Annotated in this window: 18 protein-coding genes; 9 read left to right on the top strand and 9 right to left on the bottom strand. The window is 62.8% G+C overall.

Translation table 11 applies throughout. The annotated features are described in order from the left end of the window. The first annotated feature begins 609 nt into the window (after positions 1-609). Entirely contained in the window at positions 610-1,170 is a 561-nt protein-coding gene (locus JQ629_RS33630; protein ID WP_212416260.1) for a hypothetical protein, read from the top strand. Between the two features lie 24 nt (positions 1,171-1,194). On the opposite strand, the gene JQ629_RS33625 is transcribed toward JQ629_RS33630, so the two are convergent. After that, the gene (locus JQ629_RS33625; protein WP_212416259.1) at positions 1,195-1,821 is read right to left on the bottom strand and encodes a glutathione S-transferase family protein; all 627 of its coding nucleotides are present in this window, start codon (positions 1,819-1,821) and stop codon (positions 1,195-1,197) included. Between the two features lie 131 nt (positions 1,822-1,952). On the opposite strand from JQ629_RS33625, the gene JQ629_RS33620 reads away from it, so the two are divergent. After that, positions 1,953-2,369 (top strand): DUF6636 domain-containing protein, encoded by a 417-nt coding sequence (locus tag JQ629_RS33620; protein ID WP_212416258.1) that lies wholly within the window; start codon positions 1,953-1,955, stop codon positions 2,367-2,369. 163 nt (positions 2,370-2,532) lie between these two features. Here JQ629_RS33620 and JQ629_RS33615 read toward each other — a convergent pair whose 3' ends face one another. From JQ629_RS33615 to JQ629_RS33580, 8 genes are all read right to left on the bottom strand, one after another. Continuing rightward, complete coding sequence (locus JQ629_RS33615) at positions 2,533-3,126, bottom strand: GNAT family N-acetyltransferase (protein WP_212416257.1); 594 nt, start codon at positions 3,124-3,126, stop codon at positions 2,533-2,535. Next, a complete protein-coding gene (locus tag JQ629_RS33610; protein ID WP_212416256.1) occupies positions 3,123-3,581 on the bottom strand; it encodes a lipocalin-like domain-containing protein in 459 nt (152 codons plus the stop codon). The genes JQ629_RS33615 and JQ629_RS33610 overlap by 4 nt, the downstream gene beginning before the upstream one ends. Further along, positions 3,581-5,083: a glycerol kinase GlpK gene (gene glpK, locus JQ629_RS33605; RefSeq protein WP_212416255.1), complete on the bottom strand. Its 1,503-nt coding sequence runs from the start codon at positions 5,081-5,083 to the stop codon at positions 3,581-3,583. The genes JQ629_RS33610 and glpK overlap by 1 nt, the downstream gene beginning before the upstream one ends. A 227-nt stretch (positions 5,084-5,310) precedes the next feature. Then, a complete protein-coding gene (locus JQ629_RS33600) occupies positions 5,311-6,084 on the bottom strand; it encodes an SDR family NAD(P)-dependent oxidoreductase (protein WP_212416254.1) in 774 nt (257 codons plus the stop codon). Positions 6,085-6,208: 124 nt separating this feature from the next. Beyond that, positions 6,209-7,351 carry a pimeloyl-CoA dehydrogenase small subunit gene (pimD, locus tag JQ629_RS33595; protein WP_212416253.1) on the bottom strand — a complete coding sequence of 381 codons (1,143 nt, stop codon included), beginning with the start codon at positions 7,349-7,351 and terminating at the stop codon, positions 6,209-6,211. A 204-nt stretch (positions 7,352-7,555) separates the two neighbouring features. Then, positions 7,556-8,746 (bottom strand): pimeloyl-CoA dehydrogenase large subunit, encoded by a 1,191-nt coding sequence (gene pimC / locus JQ629_RS33590; RefSeq protein ID WP_212264994.1) that lies wholly within the window; start codon positions 8,744-8,746, stop codon positions 7,556-7,558. A 187-nt stretch (positions 8,747-8,933) separates the two neighbouring features. After that, entirely contained in the window at positions 8,934-10,616 is a 1,683-nt protein-coding gene (pimA, locus tag JQ629_RS33585; protein ID WP_212416252.1) for a dicarboxylate--CoA ligase PimA, read from the bottom strand. A gap of 130 nt (positions 10,617-10,746) precedes the next feature. After that, positions 10,747-12,840 (bottom strand): 3-hydroxyacyl-CoA dehydrogenase NAD-binding domain-containing protein, encoded by a 2,094-nt coding sequence (locus tag JQ629_RS33580; protein ID WP_212416251.1) that lies wholly within the window; start codon positions 12,838-12,840, stop codon positions 10,747-10,749. A gap of 162 nt (positions 12,841-13,002) precedes the next feature. Here JQ629_RS33580 and JQ629_RS33575 point away from each other — a divergent pair, with 162 nt between their 5' ends. The 7 genes from JQ629_RS33575 (at position 13,003) to JQ629_RS33545 (ending at position 20,029) form a co-directional block, all read left to right on the top strand. Beyond that, positions 13,003-13,866 (top strand): IclR family transcriptional regulator, encoded by an 864-nt coding sequence (locus JQ629_RS33575; RefSeq protein ID WP_211999419.1) that lies wholly within the window; start codon positions 13,003-13,005, stop codon positions 13,864-13,866. Between the two features lie 69 nt (positions 13,867-13,935). After that, positions 13,936-14,736: an ABC transporter ATP-binding protein gene (locus tag JQ629_RS33570; protein WP_212038502.1), complete on the top strand. Its 801-nt coding sequence runs from the start codon at positions 13,936-13,938 to the stop codon at positions 14,734-14,736. Then, positions 14,733-15,446: an ABC transporter ATP-binding protein gene (locus JQ629_RS33565; RefSeq protein ID WP_212038501.1), complete on the top strand. Its 714-nt coding sequence runs from the start codon at positions 14,733-14,735 to the stop codon at positions 15,444-15,446. Before JQ629_RS33570 ends, JQ629_RS33565 begins: the two co-directional genes overlap by 4 nt. Before the next feature lie 11 nt (positions 15,447-15,457). Further along, positions 15,458-16,336 (top strand): branched-chain amino acid ABC transporter permease, encoded by an 879-nt coding sequence (locus JQ629_RS33560; protein ID WP_212416250.1) that lies wholly within the window; start codon positions 15,458-15,460, stop codon positions 16,334-16,336. Between the two features lie 2 nt (positions 16,337-16,338). After that, positions 16,339-17,361, top strand: a complete 1,023-nt coding sequence (locus JQ629_RS33555) for a branched-chain amino acid ABC transporter permease (RefSeq protein WP_212416249.1) — start codon at positions 16,339-16,341, stop codon at positions 17,359-17,361. 33 nt (positions 17,362-17,394) lie between these two features. Further along, positions 17,395-18,615 (top strand): ABC transporter substrate-binding protein, encoded by a 1,221-nt coding sequence (locus tag JQ629_RS33550; protein WP_502753606.1) that lies wholly within the window; start codon positions 17,395-17,397, stop codon positions 18,613-18,615. Between the two features lie 184 nt (positions 18,616-18,799). Next, entirely contained in the window at positions 18,800-20,029 is a 1,230-nt protein-coding gene (locus JQ629_RS33545) for an ABC transporter substrate-binding protein (protein WP_212416247.1), read from the top strand. Positions 20,030-20,046: the final 17 nt, after the last annotated feature.

The raw sequence follows: 20,046 nt of genomic DNA, 5'->3' as shown, positions 1-20,046 counted from the left end.
GACGTGAACAAGCGTCCACCGCATCCCGCCGCGCGTTCGTGACGTGCGCACGCCCCTCTTGTCGGGCGGGACGCGACGATTCAAGCCGCTGATTTGCCCGACGAGGGAAGCGGAATTTTGCCCGTCGGGTTAATTTGTCGCAGCCAGCCGTCATTGCCTGCAACAAACGCAACGCGTTTGTGCAAGGGAGCTCTTGCGACGAAGCAAATCCATCCATCCGTTATGCCGCCGCCATGGATTGCTTCGCTTCGCTCTCATGCACAAACGCTCCGCGTTTGTTGCAGACAATGACGAGGAGAGACTGCCTCCAATCGCATTCCAGGCCCGCGCCAAGGGGCGCGTCCCGGAATGACGGGGGTGGCCGATCGAACTTCCGACAACTTTGACCGCCATGATAGGATCGGTAGTTTATACGAAGCGTGCCCTCGGAGGGCCGCGATCATTGATTTCAGATCGGCGGTTTTCGGTATGCGAATAAAAAACGCCGCGGCACTGTTTGCCATCGGATTTTTGTCCGTCAGTTTTTGGCTGCCTGAGAGCGCGAGATGCCAAACCTCGCTTGCTCCACCGCTTTCGCTTGCCCGGCCGGCACCATCGGCGGACGAGGCTGTGCCGCCGCCTCCGGCTGTCATCCTGGCTTCGCCGCCAGCGGAAGCCGAGGACGCGCCTCCACCAAGGGCAACCGCCAAGCGTGCGGCGCCGCCGGTCGCCAGGGACGCGTCACCGCCAGCGGCAACCGACGAAGCTCCTCCACCAAAGGCAACCGCCAAGCGTGCGGCGCCGCCGGTCGCCAAGGACGCGTCACCGCCTGCGGCAGCCGACGACGCGCCTCCACCTAGGGCAACTGCCAAGCGCGCGCCGCCGCCGGTGGCCAGGGACGCGTCACCGCCAGCGGCAACCGAGGACGCTCCTCCACCGAGGGCGACCGCCAGGCGCACGGCGCCGCCGGTCGCGAGGGAGACACCGCCGCCGAAACCGGCCGCCGATCACGATGGCTTCATCACCAGCATCGAAGACGAACCGGCTCCGACGTTACCCGTCAGCCCACGCACAGCCAAACGGTCAAAGCCGATGAAAGAGCCCGACAGCGTCGCCGGGCAACCGTGGGCCGATTCCGCGGATGATCTGCAGCTCAGGCGCAAGCTGACGATCTGCCGCGACTGCAAATAATGGCGCCCGGAATGATGGGGAGATTCATCCCTTCGGCGGATCGAGCCGCTGAAAAATTTCCTGGAACGGCGGCAGCGCCTCGCAGCGCGCGGCGTGCGCCTGCAACGCTGGATAGCGTGCATCGAACAGCGCGGGATGCGCTTCGCTGATGAAGCGCAAGGCGCAGGCGATCATGATATCGGCGTGGCCGATACGGTCGCCGAACCAGTATGGCGACGGGATCGGCTCGCGCTCTTTCTCCAGCATCTCGAGCACGCCGCCGATCTGCGTCTGGCAGCGCTCGACCCAAAGCGCGAGCTGTTCCTTGCGCAGCACCCGCTCATAGATCAGGCTGACCGCCTTGTCGGCGAGGCCACTGCCGAGCGCGCAGATCCGCAATTGCCGGCGGCGCAGATCGCCGCGCTCGGCCATCATCGCCGCTTCCGGGCCGACCAGTTCATCGAGCGCATCCAGGATCGCGGAGCTCTCGATGACAGCCTCGCCGCTGGCGAGCACCAGCGTCGGCACCCGGCGCAACGGATTATACGGCGCGATCTTGTCCGCATCGCCGAAAGTCGACCACGGCCTGTGCTCGAACGGCAAGCCATACAGCCGCAGCGCAATCGCGACGCGGCGGACGAAGGGGGAGTCGTATTGGCCGATCAGGAACATGGATGACTGTGTCCTACTTGTCATGGCCGGGCTTGACCCGGCCATCCATCTGCTTTGAAGGTGTCATCATGAAGGGTGATGGATGCCCGGATCAAGTCCGGGCATGACATTCCCCAAACGGAAGGACGGCCATGCGCCTGCCACTCAACGTCCTCGGGCTTTCGTTGCTGCTCCTTGCCGGCTCAGCTCACGCCCAGAGCGGCCCCGCCGGCTTCCAGTCACCGTCGAAAAACATCGCCTGCGCTTATTTCGACTACGACAAGCAAAACACGCTCCGCTGCGACATCATGGAAGCCACGGTGACCGCGCGCCGGCCGGCCGATTGCGATCTTGAATGGGGCAAGGCGTTCGAGATGCGATCGAAGGGCGATGCCGTGCGCCTCTGCTACGGCGACACGGTCATGGACTCCAAAATGCCGGTGCTGGCCTATGGCGAGGTCTGGCAGCGCGGCGGATTTACCTGCACTTCGGAGCAATCGGGCGTGACGTGCTTCAACGCGGAGCGCCGCGGGTTTTCGCTGTCGCGGGCGAAGCAGGATTTGTTTTGAGCTAGGGCATGCCCTCGTTCCGTCATCCTGAGGTGCGAGCGCAGCGAGCCTCGAAGGATGAAACGGCCCCAGTGGGGCCGTCGCCCTTCGAGGCGCGCAAGAGCGCGCACCTCAGGGTGACGGAGTTAGCCCGAGGCTGTTGCTTCAAAGCGACTTCTCTGGCTCACTCAATAACCGGCACATGCCTCGCCGCATCGCGCCGCGCGGTGCCATCAATCCGCGGATCGTCCTCGATCTCGATTTGCCGCCGGAAGGCGCGAAAGCCGGAGCGCTGATAGAACGCCACCGCTGATGGATGATCGTGCGTGCAGGTGTGCACCCAGAACCGTGCGATCGGCCGCGACCATGACAGCTCCAGCGCGCGGTTCATCATCCAGCGGCCGGCGCCGCTGCCGATCAGTTTTGCGGTGACGCCGAAGAAACCAAGCTCGCATTGGCCGGCCTCGCGAAAGTCCAGCTCAAGCAGGCCTTCGTCGCGCCCCTCATGCTCCAGCGCATAGACCTCCACCAGCGGTGAATGGATGATTGACGAGAGCTTGGCATCCGGCATCCGCGTCCGCGAGTACCACAGCCACTCCTCGCCGACACGGCGGAACAGTTCGCGATACCAGTCGAGGCCGGGGGCCTCCGCGCGGCGCAGCGTCCATGCGCCCGCAGGGTCCGACGGGATCGCGGGGAGTTCGGTCATCTCCAGATGCGTGACGACGGTGGCGATCTTGCCGGAGGGAACGTCGAAGTCACCGTCGGGAAGGATCATGCGTTCGCTCGCTGCCAGAGGACATCGACCTGCCCGCCACGCGGGAGGCGGACAGTCAATGTCAGTCGATCCTGAGAAAGTTCGAAGAACCGCTCCTGATCAGTCCCGTTCCAATTCGGAAAGGAGCTGGCTTCGACGTGGATAGCAAGAACCCGGCGGGGTCCGTCGATGACGTAGGTGCCGAAATAAGTCATGGTTCCAAGCGCGGTTTTCTTTGCCTCCTCGGCCGATATCTGCGCGATCTGGCCGAAGTTCTCGATCCGGTAGTTGACGCGATCCGAGCGCATGACCGAAATCATGTAGTGGCCGGCCGTATCGAAGAAGGCCCGGCCTTGGGGCTTCTCGCCGAATTGCTTCAGTTTGGTTCCATCACCGTTGGTCTGCTCCCATGAGACAAGGGTCCAGGCGCCGGCAAGCTGCTCCTTGAGCGGTCTTCCGGCGGCACCTTGCGCCATTAGCCCTCCCCCTCATCGCTCGCCAGCAATCCCTTCACCGCCCGCGACCACCCGGCGAGCTTCCGCTCCCGCGTCGCCGCACTCATCGCCGGCTTGAACCTGTGCTCCAACCGCCAATTGTCGGCAAACTTCGCGGGCTCCGGATAGACACCCGCCTGCAACCCGGCGAGATAGGCGGCGCCGAGCGCCGTTGTTTCCTGAATCATCGGGCGATCGACCGGCGCGTCGAGCAAGTCGGCGAGGCGCTGCATGGTCCAGTCGGAGGCGGTCATGCCGCCGTCGACGCGGAGCACGTTGGCGGCCTTTTCGCCCGGCCAGTCGGCGCGCATCGCCTCGCGCAGATCGTAGGTCTGGTAGCAGACGCTCTCCAGCGCGGCGTGCGCGAGTTCGGCCGGGCCGGTGTTGCGGGTGAGGCCGAACAGCGCGCCGCGGACGCGCGGATTCCAGTAGGGCGCCCCTAGGCCGACGAAGGCCGGCACCAGATAGACGCTCTGCATGGAATCGGATTTGTCGGCGAGCGGGCCGGTCTCCGACGCCTGCTTGATGATGCCGAGGCCGTCGCGCAGCCATTGCACCGCGCTTCCGGCGACGAAGATCGAGCCTTCGAGCGCATAGGTGCGCTTGCCGTTCAATTGATAGGCGATGGTGGTGAGCAGCTTGTTCTTCGAGGCCACCGGCGTGGTGCCGGTGTTGAGCAAAGCGAAGCAGCCGGTGCCGTAGGTCGATTTGATCATGCCGGGGGTGAAGCAGGCCTGGCCGATGGTCGCGGCCTGCTGGTCGCCGGCGATGCCTGATATCGCGATCGCGCCGCCGAACAAACCTGGTTCGCTCTCGCCGAATTTGGCGGAGGAATCCTTCACCTCGGGCAGCATCGAGCGCGGCACGCGCAGCAGTTTCAAGAGGTCGTCGTCCCATTCGCCGGTGTGGATGTTGAACAGCAGCGTGCGCGAGGCGTTGGTGGCGTCTGACGCGTGCACCTTGCCGCCTGACAGACGCCACAGCAGATAGCAATCGACGGTGCCGAACATCAGCTCGCCGCGCGCGGCGCGTTCGCGCGCGCCGGGCACGTGGTCGAGGATCCAGGCGACTTTCGTGCCCGAGAAATAGGGATCGATGATCAGGCCGGTCTTGGCCGAGATCGCAGGCTCATGGCCTTCACTCTTTAGTTTGGCGCAGATGTCGGCGGTGCGGCGGTCCTGCCAGACGATGGCGCGGTGCACGGCCTGGCCGGTGGCGCGGTCCCACACGACCGTGGTCTCGCGCTGGTTGGTGATGCCGATCGCGGCGATGTCTTTCGCCTTCAGGCCCGCCTTCTCCAGCGCCTCGCGGCAGACCATCACCGTCGAGGTCCAGATATCCTCCGGCTCGTGCTCGACCCAGCCCGAGGCCGGGAAATGCTGCGGGAATTCCTGCTGCGCGGTGGCGGCGATCGAAATGTCCGATCGAAACACGATGGCGCGCGAGGATGTGGTGCCCTGATCGATCGCCAGCACAAAGGACATGATGGTGCTTCCCGGAAAGGTTGGTGGTGGCCGAGAGGCAATCCGATTGGGAGGCGAAGGTCAATATCTCACCGTCGTCCCGGACAAGCGAAGCGCGATCCGGGACCCATACGCCGCGGCCCATCGGTTATGGCACGGCGTCAGCGACCTTCTTTCGATCGATAGCACAACGCGGTATGGGTCCCGGCGTTCGCCGGGACGACGCGTGGAGAGAGCGAGGGCCGAAGCTACGTCGCCGCCGTGGTCACCCCACCATCGACCACGATCGTCTGGCCGGTCATGAACGTCGACGCGTCGGAGGCTAGATACGCCACTGCACCCGCGATTTCGTCGGGTTCGCCGATGCGGCGCAGCGGCGTGGTGGCGGTGCGGCGCTTCAGATTATCAGGGTCTTCCCACAGCGCGCGGGCGAAATCGGTTTTCACGAGGCCCGGCGCGACGCAATTGACGCGGACGCCCTTCGGGCCCCATTCGCCGGCGAGGCTGCGGCACAGCGAGAAATCCGCCGCCTTGGAGATGCCGTAGGCGCCGATCACGGTGGAGCCGCGCAGGCCGCCGATCGAGGACACGATCACGACCGAGCCGCTGCCGCGTTCCGCCATCTGCGGGATCGCCTGCGCGCACAGCCAGATGTTGCTCTTGACGTTGGAGCCCATGATCTTGTCGAAGGCCTCGTCCTTGATGTCGAGCAGCGGGCCGTAATACGGATTGACCGCGGCGTTGCAGACGAGGATGTCGACCTTGCCGTAATGCTTTGTGGTGCCCGAAATCAGCGCGTCGACTTCCTCGCGGCGCGAGATGTTGCAGGGAATGACATGGGCATCGCCGCCGGCCTTCTTGATGCCTTCGGCGACCTCCACGCAGGCATCCGCCTTGCGGCTGGAGATCACGACCTTGGCACCGAGTTTTGCCAACAGTTCCGCCGAGGAGCGACCGATGCCGCGGCTCGAGCCGGTGATGACGGCGACCTTGCCGGTGAGATCGAACGGGGTTCCCTTCACGATACGCTCCCTTGTTTTTCTTGCTTCGCGAATTGCAACAACTCGTCATGCCCGGGCTTGACCCGGGCATCCATCTTTTCGAAGAGCGATCGATTGCCGGGTCAAGCCCGGCAATGACAGTTTGTCAGATCAACCCACCCGCGTCCGTCACACGGCGCAGATGATAATCCGTGTCGCCAAAGCTGTTCTCGATAATGGTCAGGCGCTTGAAGTAGTGGCCGATCTTGGCTTCCTGGGTCATGCCGATGCCGCCATGGAGCTGGATCGACTGCTGGCCGACGAATTTCAGCGATTTTCCAATTTGCACTTTCGCGGCAGCCACAGCTGTGGCGCGCTCCTTGGCGTTGTCGAAATCCGCCGCCATGGTCGCGAACATCGACATGCTGCGGGCCTGTTCGACGGCGACGAACATGTCGGCGGCGCGGTGCTGCAGGGTCTGGAAGGTGCCGATCGCAACGCCGAACTGTTTTCGCGTTTTCAGGTACTCGACGGTGGATTTCAGCGATTCATCCATCGCCCCGACCGCTTCGGCGCACATCGCGGTGCGGGCGTCGTCGACCACGCGCTCGATCAGATCAAGCGCATTCTCGGGATCGCCGATCGCAGCCTCGGCGCCAACCTCGACGCCGGTCAGCGTGATGTCGGCGGCGTGCAGGCCGTCCTGGGTCGGATAGCCCTTGCGGCTGATGCCCTTGGCGTTGGCGGGCACCAGGAACACGCCGATGCCGCTCTTGTCGCGCCGCGCGCCTGACGTGCGCGCGGTGACGATCAGGGTGTCGGCGTTCTCGCCGTTGATCACGACGAATTTTTCGCCGTCGATCACCCAGCCCGCGCCCTTCTTTTTGGCCGTTGTCGCGACGTCGGAGAGATCGTAGCGCGAGTTCTTCTCGAGCTGCGCGAACGCAAAGGTCTTGCTGCCGTCGATGATAGCAGGGATATGCGCGGCCTTCTGCTCGGCCGAGCCGCCGTGGCGCAGGAAGCCGCCGGCAATCACGACCGTGGCGAGATAAGGCTCCAGCACCAGCGCCTTGCCCATCGCCTCCATCACGATCGCGGTTTCCACCGCGCCGGCGCCGAAGCCGCCGTCTTCTTCCGAAAACGGCAGGCCGAGCAGCCCCTGTTCGGCAAGCTTGCCCCACACGGTCTTGCTCCAGCCGCCCTTCTCGGTGCGGTATTTCTTGCGCGCCTCGAAGTCGTAGGAATCGTTGAGGAGACCGTCGACGCTTTCCTTGAGAAGCCGCTGCTCCTCGGACAAATCAAAATCCATGTTGTTCCGTTCCTTTAACCGATCGCTCGTTTCTTAACCTCTCCCCGCTTGCGGGGAGAGGTCGGATCGCCCTTGCGATCCGGGTGAGGGGGTACCGCACTCACCGTTAGTTCAGCGCTCGCGGTGAGAGCCCCTCACCCCGACCCTCTAAGAGCGAGCTTTCGCTCGTCTCGACCCCGCAAGCGCGGGGCGAGGGAGAAGAAATCACAACCCCAGCACCGCTTTGGTGATGATGTTGCGCTGGATCTCGTTGGAGCCGCCGTAGATCGAGACCTTGCGGTTGTTGAAGTAGCTCGGCGCGATCTGCGCGGTCCAGTCCATCGCCTCGTTGGAGCCGTCGTCGCCATGCTCGTCATAGGGCGCGGCGAACGGGCCGATCACTTCCATCAAAAGTTCGGTGGTGGTCTGCTGGATTTCCGAGCCCTTGATCTTCAAGACCGAGGACGCCGGATTGGGCTTGCCCTTGCCGTGCTTGCCTTCGTCGGCGACGACGCGGAGCTGCGTCAGCTCGAGCGCCTTCAGTTCGATCTCGCAGGCGGCCAGCTTCTCGCGGAAACCCTGGTCCTCGAGCACGGGCTTGCCGTTGGATTCGACCTTGGAGGCGAGCTCCTTGATGCGGCGCAGCCGCTCCTTGGAAACGCCGACCCGGGCGATGCCGGTGCGCTCATTGCCGAGCAGGAACTTGGCGTAATCCCAGCCCTTGTTCTCCTCGCCGATCAGATTTTCGACGGGCACCTCGACGTCGTCAAAGAACACTTCGTTGACCTCGTGGCCGCCGTCGATGGTCTCGATCGGGCGCACCGTGATGCCCTTCGACTTCATGTCGAACACAATGAAGGAGATGCCCATCTGCTTCTTGGCGTTGTTGTCGGTGCGGCAGAGACAGAAGATCATGTCGGCGTGCTGCGCCAGCGTGGTCCAGGTCTTCTGGCCGTTGATGATGTATTTGTCGCCACGGCGCTCGGCCTTGGTCTTCAGCGAGGCGAGGTCCGATCCTGAGCCCGGCTCCGAAAAGCCCTGGCACCACCAGTCGTCGACATTGGCGATGCGCGGCAGATATTGCTTCTTCTGCGCCTCGTTGCCGAAGGTGTAGATGACCGGGCCGACCATGCTGACGCCGAAGGCGAGCGGCGCCGGCGCCGGATGCATCTGCAGCTCTTCGTTGAAGATGTAGTGCTGCACGGAGCTCCAGCCGGTGCCGCCATATTCCTTCGGCCAGTGCGAGACGCCCCAGCCCTTCTTGTTCAGGATGCGCCACCAGGTGACCATCTCGTCCTTGGACAGGTGGCGGCCTTCCTGCAGCTTGCGCCGTGTATCCGGCGGCACGTTATCCCTGAAGAAGGCCCGCACTTCCTCACGAAACGCTATTTCTTCCTTGCTGAAAGCGAGATCCATCGGATCCTCCTGTGAGCGAATTAGAACTACGAATTCTCTTTACTTGCGTCGTCCCGGCGAAGGCCGGGACCCATAACCACCGATGTTTTTTGTAGCAAAGGCAACTGGCTCCATCTTCCATCACCGCGGACACGGAGTATGGGTCCCGGCCTTCGCCGGGACGACGATGGAGTGGTTACCGCCTCACTCACGCACGGCCTCCCGATGCCAATTGTTGTTTGGCCTGCGGCGAAGGCTGCCGCAGACGCAGTTCGTGGCGCGAAAGCTTGCCTACCGGCGTGCGCGGCAGTTCATCGACGAAATCGACCGCGGCCGGGATTTCATGCTTGCCGAGCTTGCCGGTGAGAAAGGCGCGCAGCTCTTCCAGCGCGAACGGTTTTGCATCGCTGCGCAGCTTGATGAATGCTTTTGCCGCTTCGCCGCGGTAATCGTCGGGAATACCGATCACGATCACTTCCTGCACGGCGGGATGGGTGTAGATCGCCTGCTCGATCATCTGCGGGTAGACGTTGAAGCCGCCGGAGATGATCATGTCCTTCTTGCGGTCGACCAGGTAGAAATAGCCGTCGCCATCCATGTAGCCGATGTCGCCGGTCAGGAAGCGGTCGCCGACGAACGCTTCGGCGGTTTCCTTCGGCCGGTTCCAGTAGCCTTTGGTGACGTTCGGTCCGCGGATGCGGATCTCGCCGACTTCGCCAACCGGCATCAATTGCTTGGGATCGTCGAGCGACACCACGTCCATCTCGATGCCCGGCAGCATCAAACCAATGGAGCCGGGTTTGTCCGGGCCTTCCTTGGGATGGGCGGTGCCGGGCGAGCAGGTCTCGGTCATGCCCCAGCCGCTCTTCAGCTTCATGCCGACCCTCTGTTCGAGGATCCGCGCAACCTCGACCGGCAGCGGCGCGCCGCCCGAGCCGACGCTGACCAGCGAGGACAGATCGCGCTTGTCGAGATCGGGCAATGCGGCGATCGCGATCCACATCGTTGGCACGCCGGGAAAATACGTCGCGCGCTTGGTCTCGATGTCGCGCATGACAGCCTCGACGTCGAAACGCTGGTGCAGCGAGATCAGATTGCCGCGCCGGATCGACGACAGCAGCACCACCGTCAGCGCGTAGATATGGAACAGCGGCAGCACGCAGATCACGCGCTCGATCGCGTTGCGCTCGGCGCGCGACGGCGCACCCCAGACGTCATAGACCGATACCGCCGAGGTGAGATTGCCGTGGCTGAGCATCGCGCCCTTCGGCAGCCCCGTGGTGCCGCCGGTATATTGCAGCAGCGCGACATCGTCGGCGCTCATGACAGGCCATTGCGCGGGCCTCGCCGCGCCGTCGATGAATTGCCTGTAGGTGATGACGGCCGGATTGTCCGGCAATGCCGTCTGCGGCGTGCCGACCTTGCCCCAATCATCGTCCTCGCAAACGATCAGGCGATCGAGCAGGCCTTTGTCGAGGAATTTCAGCGCGGTCGGCAACAGCGCCGACAAATTGCTGGTGACCAGCACGCGCGCGCCGGAGTCAGAGAGCTTGTGCGACAGCGCAATCTCGCCGTCGAGCGGCGACAGGTGCACCACGCGAGCGCCGGCTTTCAGCGCGCCGAAGAAATTGACGGGATGGTCCGGCGAGTTGCCGAGGAACAGCGCGACCGAATGATCCTTGCCGTAGCCGGCGCGCAGGAACGCACTGGCTGCCGTCTCCACCAGGGATTCGAGCCCGGCGTAGCTGATCGGCCGGTCGCGGAATTCCAGCGCCGGGCGCGATCCGAACTCGGCGGCGGCTGCCGACAACAAATCAGGCAGCGTGCCGCGCGGAAGCGGATCGTCCCAGTGAACGCCTTGCGGATAGAACTGTTCGCCGGGATGGGTCATGCAGGCTTTCACGAGCACTCATTGGAGACCGTCATTCCGGGGCGAGCGAAGCTCGAACCCGGAATCTCGAGATTCCGGGTCTGGTCCTTCGGACCATCCCGGAATGACGAGTGGAGAGAGCAGTGGCCCATCAAGCCGCTTTCGACTGTGCCAGCGACGCAAAGGTCTTGCCCTCCGCGGCGAGACGCTTGAGCAGCGGCGCCGGTTCGAGCGAGGGATCGTTGGTCTCCTTGGCGTAGTACGACAGGCGATCCGCGATGTGCTTGAGGCCGACCTGGTCGGCATAGAACATCGGGCCGCCGCGATAGATCGGCCAGCCATAGCCATAGAGCCAGATCACGTCGATATCGCTCGGACGCGCCGCGATGCCCTCCTCCAGGATCCGCGCACCCTCGTTGATCATCGGGTACATCATGCGCTCGAGGATTTCGTCGTCGCTGACCACGCGGGTCTTGCGGCCGAGGCGCTGCAGGGTTTCGGTGATCAGCTTCTCGACCTCCGGATCGGGCATCGGCGAACGCGAGCCGCCTTCGTATTTGTAATAGCCCTTGCCGGTCTTCTGGCCGAAGCGGCCGGCTTCGCACAGCGCATCCGCGATTTCCGACTTGAGGCCGCGGTCCTTGCGCGAACGCCAGCCGATGTCGAGGCCGGCGAGATCGCCCATCGCGAACGGGCCCATCGGCATGCCGAATTTCGTCACGACGGCATCGACCTGCTGCGGCAGAGCGCCTTCGAACAACAGCTTTTCGGACTGCTTGCCGCGCTGCGCGAGCATGCGGTTGCCGACAAAACCGTCGCAGACGCCGACCACCGCCGGAACTTTCGCAATTTTGCGCGCGATCGAGACGGCCGTGGTCAAAGCATCCGGCGCGGTCTTGTCGGCGCGGACGATTTCGCACAGCTTCATCACGTTGGCCGGGGAGAAGAAGTGCATGCCGAGCACGTCCTGCGGACGGCTGGTGACCTTCGCGATCTCGTCGATGTTGAGATAGGAGGTGTTGGAGGCGAGCACGGCGCCCTTCTTGGCGTATTTGTCGAGCGCGGTGAACACTTCCTTCTTGATCGCCATGGTTTCGAACACGGCTTCGATCACAAGGTCAGCGTCCTTGACGTTCTCAAGGCCGACCACCCCGGTGATCAGGCCCATCCGCTTGGCCGGCGCGTCTGCCGGGATGCCACCGCGCGCGGCGGTCGCCTCGTAATTCTTCTGCATCACGCCCATGCCGCGCTTGAGCTGCTCTTCGCCTGTTTCGATCAGCGTCACCGGGATACCGGCATTGGCGAACGACATCGCAATGCCGCCGCCCATGGTGCCGGCGCCGATGATCGCGACGCGCTCGACATTGCGCGGTTTTGTGCCTTCGGGAACGCCGGCGACTTTTGCCGCCTCGCGTTCGCTGAAGAAGGCGTAGCGCTGTGCCTTCGACTGGTCTGATGACACCAGCTTGAGGAAACCTTCGCGCTCCTTCTTCAACCCTTCGTCGAACGGCAGTTCGATCGCGGCGCGCACGGCGTCCGCGGCGGCGAACGGGGCTTCCAGTCCGCGCGCCTTCTTGGTGAGGGCCGCGACCGCGTTGGTGAAGATCGAAATATCGGCTTTCGCCGCGGCGAGCTTCGAATCGTCGTCGCGCAGCTTGCGCAGCGGGCGCTTCTCCGCCAGCACCTTGCGGGCAAAGGCTTCGCCGCCCGAGGCCGGACCTTCGACGATTTCCTCGATCAGGCCGTTCTTGAGGGCTTCAGCGGCGCCGATCGGATCGCCGCTGACGATCATCTTGACCGCCATTTCCGGGCCGATCGCACGCGGCAGGCGCTGGGTGCCGCCGGCACCCGGCAACAGGCCGAGCTTCACTTCAGGCAGGCCGAGTTTTGCCTCTTTGGTCGCCACGCGGTAGTGGCATGCCAGCGCGACTTCGAGACCGCCACCAAGCGCGGTACCGTGGATGGCGGCAATGATCGGCTTCGGCGAGTTCTCCATCGCGACCAGCACTTCATGCAGACCCGGAGGCTTCGGCGGCTTGCCGAATTCGGTGATGTCGGCGCCGGCGATGAAGGTGCGCCCGCCGCAGGTCAGCACGATCGCCTTTACCTCGGGATCAGCGATCGCAGCCTTCATGCAGTCGAAAATGCCGCCACGCACGGCGGCGCTGAGCGCGTTCACCGGAGGGCTGTTGACCGTGACGATGGCGATGGCGTCATGACGTTCGAGTTTTACGACTTCGTTCACGGGACTCTCCCTGAATGCCTTGTTCTTGTTTGCCGCTCGACTTGCGTTGAGTAGCTACGGCGTTTTGTTGATTTCGCACTGCGAAATTTAATTCCACATCTTGACAGGGAGGGTTATTTTGAAGCACGTCCCTTGTCAACGAGCTCGGTAAAGCAGCAGGCAATGAAACGTCCAGGGAAGAAAGCGGCGACTGACCGCAGCTTCGTCGTCGCGCTCTCCCGCGGACTTGATGTGTTGCGCGCATTCCAACCCAACGACGGGCTTCTCGGCAATCAAGAGATCGCTGCCCGTACTAAATTGCCGAAGCCAACCATTTCCCGGCTGACCTACACCTTGACCAAGCTGGGCTATCTTACACCCGTTCCACGGTTCGAAAAGTATCAGCTCGCGCCATCAGCCATGGCCCTGGGGTATGCCGCGCTGGCCAATCTCGGCGTTCGGCATTTGTCCGAACCCTACCGTGAAGCGCTGATGCGCGAGACCGGCGGCGCGGTTGCGGTCGGCGGCCGCGACCGTCACAGCATGATCTATTTCGGCCAGAGCCGGACCGGCTTGCTTGGCGTGCAGCTCGACGTCGGTTCGCGGGTACCGATCGCGACCACCGCGATGGGACGCGCCTATATCTGGGCGCTGCCCGATGACGAGCGTGCCGCTTTGTTGCGCGAGCTGCGCGATCATTACGGCAGCCGCTGGGCCCGGATGCGCGACGGCATCGAACGCGCGGGCGAAATGGTGGCGCGTCAGGGATTCACGATCTCCGCAGGCGAATGGCAAGACGATGTGCACGCGGTAGGCGTCGCGTTGAAGCTAAGCGATGGAACCGGACCGTATGCCTTCAATTGTGGCGCGCCCGCTTTCCGTTTCACGGAAGATCGCTTGATCAACGACATTGGACCTCGCCTTGTGACGATGGTAAGGAACATCGAGGCGGCGCTGGGCGGCGCAGCCCCGCAATCCAAAAAAGAAGAGAACAAGAAATTGAAAGCAGGAGGGAAAGTTGCACGTGTGGTCGAGGGGATCAGATAGCCATCATCATGGCCGGCGCAGGTTTTCGCGCGGTCATTCCCGCCCCATGAGTCATTTGGGCGGGACGCGATGACGCAGGCACAGCTCGCGCAGGGAAATGCTCCCCTGCTTGCGGTTCGCGACGTCAGCGTCGTGTTCGGCGGCATCATCGCGTTGAATGGTGTGTCCTTTGACATGCACAAGGGCGCCATCCTCGGCCTGATCGGACCGAACGGCGCCGGCAAGACAACGCTCTTCAATTGCCTTTCCAGGCTTTATCAGCCGAGCACCGGCGACATCCTGATGGAAGGCGCCAGCATCCTGACGCGGCCAGCGCACAAGATCGCCGAGATCGGCATCGGCCGCACCTTCCAGAACGTCGCGCTGTTTCCCAACCTCTCGGTGATGGACAACGTTCGCGTCGGCTGCCACTCGCGCTCCTCCAGCGACATCATCTCGGATTCGCTCAAGCTCGCCTGGGTTCGCCGCGGCGAAACCGAGATCAACAGGAAGGTTCATGAGATCCTCGATTATCTGGATCTCGGTGACGTCGCGCATACCGTGGTATCCGGCCTGCCCTTCGGCACCCAGAAGCGCGTCGAGCTGGCGCGCGCGCTGGCCGCCGATCCGAAAATCCTGCTGCTCGACGAGCCCGCCGGCGGTCTCAACCACGAGGAAGTTCACGTGCTCGGCGACCTGATCCGCCGCATTCGCGACGATCGCCATATGACCGTGCTGCTGGTCGAACATCACATGGGTCTTGTCATGTCGATCGCCGACCATGTCGTCGCACTCAACTTCGGCCGCAAGCTGGCCGAGGGAACCCCGGCCCAGGTCCAGGCCGACCCGGATGTCATCAAAGCCTATCTGGGGAGCAAGGACGACCAATGACCGCGATGCTCAACGTCAAGGATTTGCGGGCCTATTACGGCCAGGTCCAGGCACTCCATGGCCTGTCCTTTGCCCTCAACGAGGGCAGCCTGACCACCCTGCTCGGCGCCAACGGCGCCGGCAAGACCACCACGTTGCGGGCGATCTGCAACATGGTGCGCTCCACCGGCGCGATCGAATTCGAGGGCAAGTCGCTCTCCGGCCGCTCGACCGAAAACGTCGTCCGTCTCGGCATCGCGCATGTGCCACAGGGCCGCGGCACCTTCACCACCATGACGGTGGAAGAGAACCTGCAGTTAGGGGCCATCACGCGCAGCGACTCCAAGAACATCGTTTCCGACATCGAGCGCATGTACGCGCACTTCCCGGTGCTGAAGGAACGCCATACCCAGCAGGCCGGAACACTGTCGGGCGGCGAACAGCAAATGCTCGCGGTCGCGCGTGCGCTGATGTTGCGGCCGCGGCTGATGCTGCTGGACGAGCCGTCATTCGGTCTCGCCCCCCTGATCGTGCGCGACCTGTTCAAGATCCTCGGCAAGATCAACCGTGAGGACAAGGTTACCATTCTGGTGGTGGAGCAGAACGCGCAACTGGCGCTGGAGCTCGCCGACCAGGCCTATGTGATCGAAACCGGAAAAATCGTGATGTCGGGGAACGCGAAGGAAATCGCGAGCAACGAAGACGTCCGCAAATCCTATCTGGGCTACTGAGGGGTACGGCCGTGGAACTATTTACCAACCAAGTCCTGGCCGGCGTCGCCACAGGCGCGATCTATGCCTGTATGGCGCTCGCGGTGGTCATGATCTACCAGGCGATCGATCATCTGAATTTCGCCCAGGGCGAAATGGCGATGTTCTCGACCTTCATATCATGGCAGCTGATGCAGTGGGGCATACCGTACTGGTGGGCCTTCCTGCTCACGCTGGCGATTTCGTTCGCAGGCGGCATCCTCATCGAGCGGCTGCTGTTCAAGCCGCTCGCCAAGGCCCCGGTCCTCACCAACGTCGCCGGCTTCATCGCCCTGTTCGCTATCGTCAACTCGATCGCCGGCCTGATCTGGGATTTTACCATCAAGCAGTATCCGACGCCGTTCGGATCCTCGCCCTTCCTCGGCAGCCAGCTGATCTCGACCCACCAGGCCGGGATGATCGGCGTCACTCTCCTGATGCTGATCGGGCTCTACCTGTTCTTCCAGTTCACCCGGATCGGCCTTGCGATGCGGGCTGCTGCGGCGTTGCCGGAATCGGCGCGACTGGTCGGCGTCAACACCTCCTGGATGATCGCACTGGGCTGGGGCATGGCCTCCGCGATCGGCGCCGTCGCCGGCATCCTGATCGCCCCGGTCGTGTTCCTCGAACCGAACATGATGGGCGGCGTCCTGGTTTACGGTTTCGCCGCCGCCGTGCTCGGCGGGCTTTCGTCACCGCTTGGCGCTGTCATCGGTGGCTTCCTGGTCGGTGTCTTCGAGAACCTCGCCGGCACCTACATCCCCGGCGTGGGCAATGAACTGAAACTGCCGATCGCGCTTGCGCTGATCATCACCGTCCTTGTCTTCAAACCTGCCGGTCTCTTCGGCCGAGCCATCGTCAAGCGAGTCTGATCATGAGCGCAGCTGCAGAAGACGCCGTTACAGAAGCTCCGGCCGTCGAGGCCGTTCCGAAGCGTGCCATGACGCTGGGCACCGGCACCTCGCTGGTGATCCTGGCGGCGCTGCTCATTACCCCTATATTCGTGAAGAACTTCGTCGTCTTCCAGATGACGATGGTCATGATCTACGGGATCGCGGTGCTGGCGCTCAACATCCTGACCGGCGGCAGCGGTCAGTTCTCGCTCGGCCAGAGCGCGTTCTACGCGCTCGGCGCCTATACGTCGGCGGTCCTGATGGAAGTCGCCAACGTGAACTACGCGCTGACGCTGCCGATCGCGGGGCTTGTGTCGTTCGGCGCCGGCTATCTGTTCGGCAAGCCCGCCTTGCGGCTTTCCGGCATCTACCTGGCCCTTGCCACCTTCGCGCTGGCGGTCGCCATGCCGCAGCTCCTGAAGCTGCATTTCCTCGAGGCTTGGACCGGCGGCGTGCAGGGCCTCACCGTCATGAAACCCGATGCGCCGTTCGGCCTCCCGATCGGACAGGACAAGTGGCTCTATTACTTCACACTGGCGATCTCGCTGGCGATCTATATCGGGTCGATCAACCTGCTGCGCTCGCGCTCGGGCCGCGCCTTCATGTCGATCCGCGACAATGAGATCGCGGCCTCGGCCATGGGCGTCGACGTCGCACAGTACAAGACGCTAGCCTTCGGCGTGTCCGCGGGCATCACCGGCATCGCCGGCGGGCTCAGCGCCATCGTCGTGGCGTTCGTGGCGCCCGACAGCTACACGATCAACCTGGCCATCGCGCTGTTCCTCGGCATGGTGGTCGGCGGCGTCGGCTGGCTGCCGGGCTCGTTCGTCGGCGCCGCCTTCATCATCTTCGTGCCCAACATCGCCGAGAGCATCTCCAAGGGCCTCTCAGGCGCCGTTTTCGGCGTGCTGCTGTTCCTTGTCATCTTCCTGGTGCCGCACGGCGCAAGGCAGGTCGCAATGGTTGCCCAGCATTTGCTCGGCAAACTAACGAAGAAAAACTAACCTCAAACTCGAATACAGGATCCGGATATAATGATGTTTTCGACAAGAAGCGCCGCGTTCGCGACGGCGCTCATCGCCTCTTTTGCCGTCAGCGGCAATGCTCTCGCCCAGAAGAAGTACGACACCGGCGCGTCCGATACCGAAATCAAGATCGGCAACATCATGCCCTATAGCGGACCGGCGTCCGCTTACGGCGTGATCGGCAAGACCGAAGAGGCCTACTTCAAGAAGATCAACGCGGAAGGCGGCATCAACGGCCGCAAGATCAACTTCGTCTCCTACGACGACGCCTATTCGCCGCCCAAGGCGGTCGAACAGGTGCGCAAGCTGGTCGAAAGCGACGAAGTGCTCGTCGTGTTCAATCCGCTCGGCACGCCCTCCAACAGCGCGATGCAGAAGTACCTCAACTCCAAGAAGGTGCCGCAGCTGTTTGTGGCCACCGGCGCCACCAAGTGGAACGAGCCGAAGGATTTCCCCTGGACCATGGGCTGGCAGCCCAGCTACCAGAGCGAAGCACGCATCTATGCCAAGTTCCTGATGAAGGAAAAGCCGGCCGCCAAGATCGCGGTGTTTTATCAGAACGACGATTTCGGCAAGGATTACCTCAAGGGCCTGAAGGACGGCTTCGGCGCCAAGGCGTCGATGATCATTGCCGAGGAAAGCTACGAGACCTCGGAGCCGACCATCGACAGCCACATCGTCAAGCTCAAGGCCACCGGCGCTGACGTCTTCATCAACATCGCCACGCCGAAATTCGCCGCCCAGGCCATCAAGAAGATCGCGGAAATCGAATGGAAGCCGATGCACCTGCTCACCAACGTCTCGGCGTCGGTCGGCAGCGTGATCAAGCCGGCAGGCTTCGAGAACGCACAAGGCATCCTCTCGGCGGCCTATGCCAAGGACGGCGCGGACGCGCAGTGGGACAATGATCCCGCGATGAAGAAGTTCTACGACTTCCTCGCCAAGTATTATCCCGAGGCCAACAAGCTCGACGGCTCCGTGGTCTACGGCTACGGCGCGGCGCAGACCATGGTGAAGGTGCTGGAAATGTGCGGGGACGATCTCACCCGCGCCAACGTGATGAAGCAGGCCGCGAGCCTGAAGGACTTCACGCCCGACACCCTGCTGCCCGGCGTCAAAATCAACACGTCGGCCAAGGATTTCGCCCCGATCGAACAGCTTCAGATGCAGCGGTTCAAGGGCGAGAAATGGGAGCTGTTCGGCGACATCATCAGCGGCGAACTCAGTAATTAATATTCCGCGTCACGGGCAGTCCGCCCGGGACCTTAGACAAAATATCGCCTCCCGCGGCTCAGTCGCGGGGGGCTTTTTGTTGCCCGGCGCGGCCGAAAGGTATTCAATGAAGGCAGGAGCCGGAAAGTGCTCCAACTTCAAGAAAAAACGACACATTCATCGTGGTCTCCAGGGAGAGAAAAACATGCCTGCTATCAACTTGCGATTGGGGGCCTTTTCGGCTGCCCTCGCATTGCTTGCCGCCACCAGCAGCGGCGCGATTGCCCAAAAGAAATACGACACCGGCGCATCCGACACCGAAATCAAGATCGGCAACATCATGCCCTACAGCGGACCCGCTTCCGCCTACGGCGTGATCGGCAAAACGGAAGCCGCCTATTTCAACAAGATCAATGCGGAAGGCGGCATCAACGGCCGCAAGATCAACTTCGTTTCCTACGACGACGCCTATAGTCCGCCGAAGACGGTCGAGCAGGTGCGCAAGCTGGTGGAGAGCGACGAAGTTCTGCTCGTCTTCAATCCGCTCGGCACGCCGCCGAACTCGGCGATCCAGAAATACATGAACCAGAAGAAGGTGCCGCAACTGTTCGTCGCCACCGGCGCAACCAAATGGAACGACCCCAAGGAGTTTCCCTGGACCATCGGCTGGCAACCCAACTACCAGAGCGAAACGATCATCTACGCCAAGTACATTCTGAAGCACAAACCGGACGCCAAGATCGGCGTGCTGTACCAGAACGACGATTACGGCAAGGATTACCTGAAGGGCCTGAAGGACGGACTTGGCGCCAAGGCGGCGTCCATGATCGTCATGGAGGAGAGCTTCGAAGTCTCGCAGCCGACCATCGACTCCCACATCGTCAAGCTCAAGGCGAGCGGCGCCGATGTGTTCATGAACATTACCACCCCGAAATTCGCGGCGCAGGCGATCAAGAAGAACATGGAGATCGGCTGGAAGCCGCTGCACTTCCTCAACAACGTCTCGGCCTCGATCGGCAGCGTCATCAAGCCTGCCGGCTTCGAAAACGCACAGGACATCATTTCGTCGAATTACCTGAAGGATCCGACCGACAAGCAATGGAAGGACGATGCGGGGATGAAGGCCTGGAACGAGTTCCTGGACAAATACTACCCCGAAGCCAACCGCGCCGATGCCTCGGTCATGTACGCCTACACCGTGGCCCAGGGCCTCGTGCACGTGCTGAAAGCCTGCGGTGACAACCTGACGCGCGAAAACATCATGAAGCAGGCCGCGAGCATCAAGGACCTCGAGCTTGGCGGCTTGCTGCCCGGCGTCAAGGTCAATACCTCGGCGACCGACTTTGCCCCGATCTCGCAACTGCAGCTCATGAAGTTCAAGGGCGAGGGCTGGGAACTGTTCGGCGAAATTCTCACCGGCGACGTCGGCGGCTAGTCCGCGATCGGTTCTCT

Origin of the sequence: Bradyrhizobium sp. AUGA SZCCT0222 (assembly GCF_018130205.1) — a bacterium.
Lineage (GTDB): Bacteria > Pseudomonadota > Alphaproteobacteria > Rhizobiales > Xanthobacteraceae > Bradyrhizobium.
This window is presented reverse-complemented; position numbering and strand designations above follow the sequence as displayed.